Raw genomic sequence first — 3,871 nt, forward strand, 5'->3', positions numbered from 1 at the left:
CAAATTTTCAAATTCCCTTCGTTGCCAATACTTTTCTAACTCGGCTTAGAGATTCAGGGGTGATACCTAAATAAGACGCAATCATTGTTTGTGGAATACGATGAACGAGGTTAGGGTACATTTTGATAAAATCCAAATAGCGAGTTTCGGCTTGAGCTGCCAATAACAAATTGATGCGTTTTTGCATAAATCTGATGGAATTATGCAAAATTTTAGTTTGCCAAGGAGCAAATTCAGGAATCAAAAGGGCAGCTTTATCATAGAATTTACGAGAAATCTGTACCAAATCTGTATCCTCTAAAGTTTCTACATAAAACAAGGAAGGTTCACAAAAGTAAAAGCTATTTTTATCGTTGACCCACCAATGTTCTGGGGCAAAAAATATCGCGTGTTCCTTTCCTTGATGGTCGATAGTATAAGCGCGAATCAAGCCATGACAAACAAAAAACGTAGAATCATCAATGGTATCTTGCTCGATGAGAATCGTATTTTTCTTAACGTGTTTGATAGTCAACTCTGAAGAAAGTTGCTCGAATTGTTCATCAGTAATGGGAATATACTTTTGTAAATATTCTTTAAAAATGTCTTTCATGAAAGTTTTGGATCAATATGGCTTGAAGAGATAAGTCAAATACTGCACAAAAATACATCCTAAAAGGTTTTGCCATAAAAAAAGGCGGATAAATCCGCCTAAAAAGGTAAAAAGTACTTTTGACACAAGCCAAGAAAGAATTATCGTGCTATTATCCCTATTTCGGAAAGCCATTTTTCACAAATTTCTGTCCATATTTCTGCCGAGCCAGGATTATTTCTTAACGCAATAGCGTGTGCGCCTTGAGGGAAAATATGTAAGGCACTACTTACTTTGTTTTCCAAAAGTGATTGATAAAGCATCAAACTATTATGTGCATCAACGGCATTGTCATTAAAAGCACATACGATAAAAGCAGGGCAAGCTTTGGGTGTTACCTGATGCTGAATTGAATATTGTTTTACTAATTCAGACGAAGGGTTTTCTCCTAAAAGGTTTTTTCTACTGCCTTTATGCGCGTATTTGTCTAAATCCACGACAGGCGAAACCAAAATCATAAAGTCGGGATGAGCCGAAAATTTATCAAGCGAATCGCCAACCGAAGCAATATCTTTTGTACTTACTCCTGCCAAACTAGCCAAATGTCCACCTGCCGATGAGCCTTGAATACCTACTTTATCAGGTTTGATACCCCATTTGCTGGCGTTACTTCGAATATATTTTAAGGCTCGCTGAGCGTCTTGCAAGGGACCTATTTCACGGTTAACTAAATCAGGGCTATTAGGTAAGCGGTAATTGAGCACAAAAGCTGAAATACCCATAGTATTGAACCATTTTGCCAACTGAAACCCTGAAATAACATACGCTAAACGCTCGTATCCACCTCCGGGACAAATCACAACGGCGGCACCTTTATTTTCTTGATTTGACGGAAAAAAAGCATACATCCCAGGTGTACCCACACGGTATACGCGTTCATTGGCGATGCTGTCTTTGATAGTCAAGCCTTTGGAGTTCGGCATTTTACCTTTTTCCCATAGAGGCATAAACTCTTGTGCCAACAAAGTTTGACTTGATGCCCAGCAAAGAAATAAACATATTAGAACTTTTAAGATTTTCATCAGTGCAAAAATTAAAAATGTTAAAGTACTTTTTTCAAGAAATCAGCCATATACAATGCCGTTTCGTCGGCCCAAGGATGAAACAACCAAAAGGGATGGACTTTCACATTGAACTGATGAACTTCTTGGTAAATACCCCACTCTTTATATTGACCGATAAGCTCATCTTGCCCTGCATGAAAACGAGAATAACCACTATTCAAAAATAACATCGGAACGGATTTTTCGGTAATCCAATAGGCTGGAGAGGCTTCTTTCCAAACTAGCGGTTTTTCAGAATATAATCCGCCGAGCCAAGCAGCATCTGGAGAATCGCTTTTACGTTCAAGATTGAGAGACGAAGGTGCCAAAAAATTGATAACACCATCAATATCCACTATCGCCTGAAGCTTAGTTGATATACCTAAATGATTTCCCATTGTGCCTTCAAATCGAGGTACACCACCCGTTAATCCCACCAATGATGCCAAATGTCCACCAGCCGAACAACCTGAAATCGCCATTTTGGTAGTGTCAATATCAAATTCTTGCGCATGAGCTTTTACCCAACGAATAGCGGCTTTGATATTGTGGACAGCCGCTGGATAAGGTGCTTCGAGTGATAATTGGTATTCAACAGGAATAGTCACAAATCCTTTATTGGCAATTAATTGTGCCAAAGGAACTTGCATAGATTTTTCGCCCGAACGCCATCCGCCGCCATGAATCATCAGTAGTGCAGGATATTTACCTTTCTTTTTAGGTCTAAAAATATCTAAATGTAAATCTCTCGGACCAAAGGGCGTTTGTGGCAAATGCGCATAAATCAAGTCCCTCGACTCAGTCACATTTGCTGGTGTTTGGTCAGGTACAGGAATTGCGTAGGGATAATCTCTCTTGATTTGGCTATGTACTCTCTTGACATTATAAGTAGTGTCTTTAGGAATGAGCTTATATTGGGCTATTGATATTTTACCAGAAAATACTAATAGAAATATGGCTAATATTTTGATTTTCATGAATTTATATTTTAAGATAAATCATACTAAGTTCTTTTCTCAAACTCTATGGCTAATAGAATAAATGGACCAACAGCTTTAGGATCGTTGTCTCTTTTGGCTTCTTTACAATAATATTCATAAGTTCCATCGCGATAGGGATTGCCTCCCAAACCTGCTCCTGCGCAAGTCTCGGCAATGGTAATTCCTCCATCGGATTGTTCTTTAATAAAATGTTTCAGAATACCTTGGTAGCCTTTTTGAGCTGTGGTTAAATACTTTTTGTCGATTACCCCCAAACGTATTCCTTTGATGAGGGTATATACAAACATCGTAGAGGCAGATGCTTCGACATAATTACCCTCCTTCGCTCCTACGTCCATCACCTGATACCAAAGTCCTGTTGAAGCATCTTGATATTTTTGTAAAGTATTCGCAACCTGATGAGTTATGTCTAAAATAGCCTTATACTGAGGGTGATTCTTGGGGAAGAATTCTAATGTATCTACCAAAGTCATAGCATACCATCCCATGCCACGCCCCCATGTATGAGCAGATTTTCCTGTTTCCTTATCGGCCCATTTTTCTTGTTTACTTTCATCCCAACCGTGACTATACAGACCCGTGACTTGATTCTTGTTATGTTTATCAATCAGTAGAATTTGCTTGACAACATCATCAAAAAGCGTAGGTTCTTGAAAAACTTTGGCATATTGAGCCAGAAAAGGTGTTGCCATATAAAGTCCATCGAGCCACATTTGATGAGGATAGTGTTTTTTGTGCCAAAAACCACCTTCAGTCGTTCGTGGATGGCTACGCATTTGGTCACGAAGGGTATCTAAGGCTTTTTTGTATTTTAAATCCTTTGTTTTTTCATAAATGGCAAATAGGATTTTTCCTGAGTTTACAGCGTCGATATTGTACTTTTCTTTATCATAAGTAGTAATCGTGCCATCTGCCAAAATCAAATCATCAGCATACTTTTTGACATATTCATAGTACTTGATGTCGCCATTGTATTCCCAAAGTTTTTGTAGTGAAAGACAAACTAATCCTTGACAATAGCCCCAAAAAGGCTTTTTGGCAAAGTCTAACATCCAAGCCTCAGGATTTCGTTTTATATCTGAATCGGCCATACGAACCGACCAAGCTGTTTTTGATTTATCATGTGCCATGGCTGGGTACAATACCGATGTACCAGAATACGCCAAGGCCATCTGTAAAAGTGTTCTTCGTTGCAT

General features: G+C 38.7%; 4 protein-coding genes. All 4 read right to left on the bottom strand.

Annotated features, from left to right (window positions below; all coding sequences use genetic code 11):
- Positions 1 to 7: 7 nt before the first annotated feature.
- Complete coding sequence (locus ACOVQ4_RS14590; RefSeq protein WP_283374456.1) at positions 8 to 592, bottom strand: Crp/Fnr family transcriptional regulator; 585 nt, start codon at positions 590 to 592, stop codon at positions 8 to 10.
- A 140-nt stretch (positions 593 to 732) separates the two neighbouring features.
- Entirely contained in the window at positions 733 to 1,653 is a 921-nt protein-coding gene (locus ACOVQ4_RS14595; RefSeq protein ID WP_421821361.1) for an alpha/beta hydrolase, read from the bottom strand.
- Positions 1,654 to 1,673: 20 nt separating this feature from the next.
- Entirely contained in the window at positions 1,674 to 2,651 is a 978-nt protein-coding gene (locus ACOVQ4_RS14600; RefSeq protein WP_421821362.1) for an alpha/beta hydrolase fold domain-containing protein, read from the bottom strand.
- Between the two features lie 26 nt (positions 2,652 to 2,677).
- Positions 2,678 to 3,871 (bottom strand): glycoside hydrolase family 88/105 protein (locus tag ACOVQ4_RS14605; protein ID WP_421821363.1); only part of this gene is annotated, 1,194 nt, incomplete at its 5' end.

This window comes from Flectobacillus sp. (genome assembly GCF_049240685.1).
Lineage (GTDB): Bacteria > Bacteroidota > Bacteroidia > Cytophagales > Spirosomataceae > Flectobacillus.

Bases quoted from the DNA above. Each gene is read 5' to 3' on its own strand.
- ACOVQ4_RS14590 (WP_283374456.1), bottom strand. From the start codon at position 592: ATGAAAGACATTTTTAAAGAATATTTACAAAAGTATATTCCCATTACT.
- ACOVQ4_RS14595 (WP_421821361.1), bottom strand. From the start codon at position 1,653: ATGAAAATCTTAAAAGTTCTAATATGTTTATTTCTTTGCTGGGCATCA.
- ACOVQ4_RS14600 (WP_421821362.1), bottom strand. From the start codon at position 2,651: ATGAAAATCAAAATATTAGCCATATTTCTATTAGTATTTTCTGGTAAA.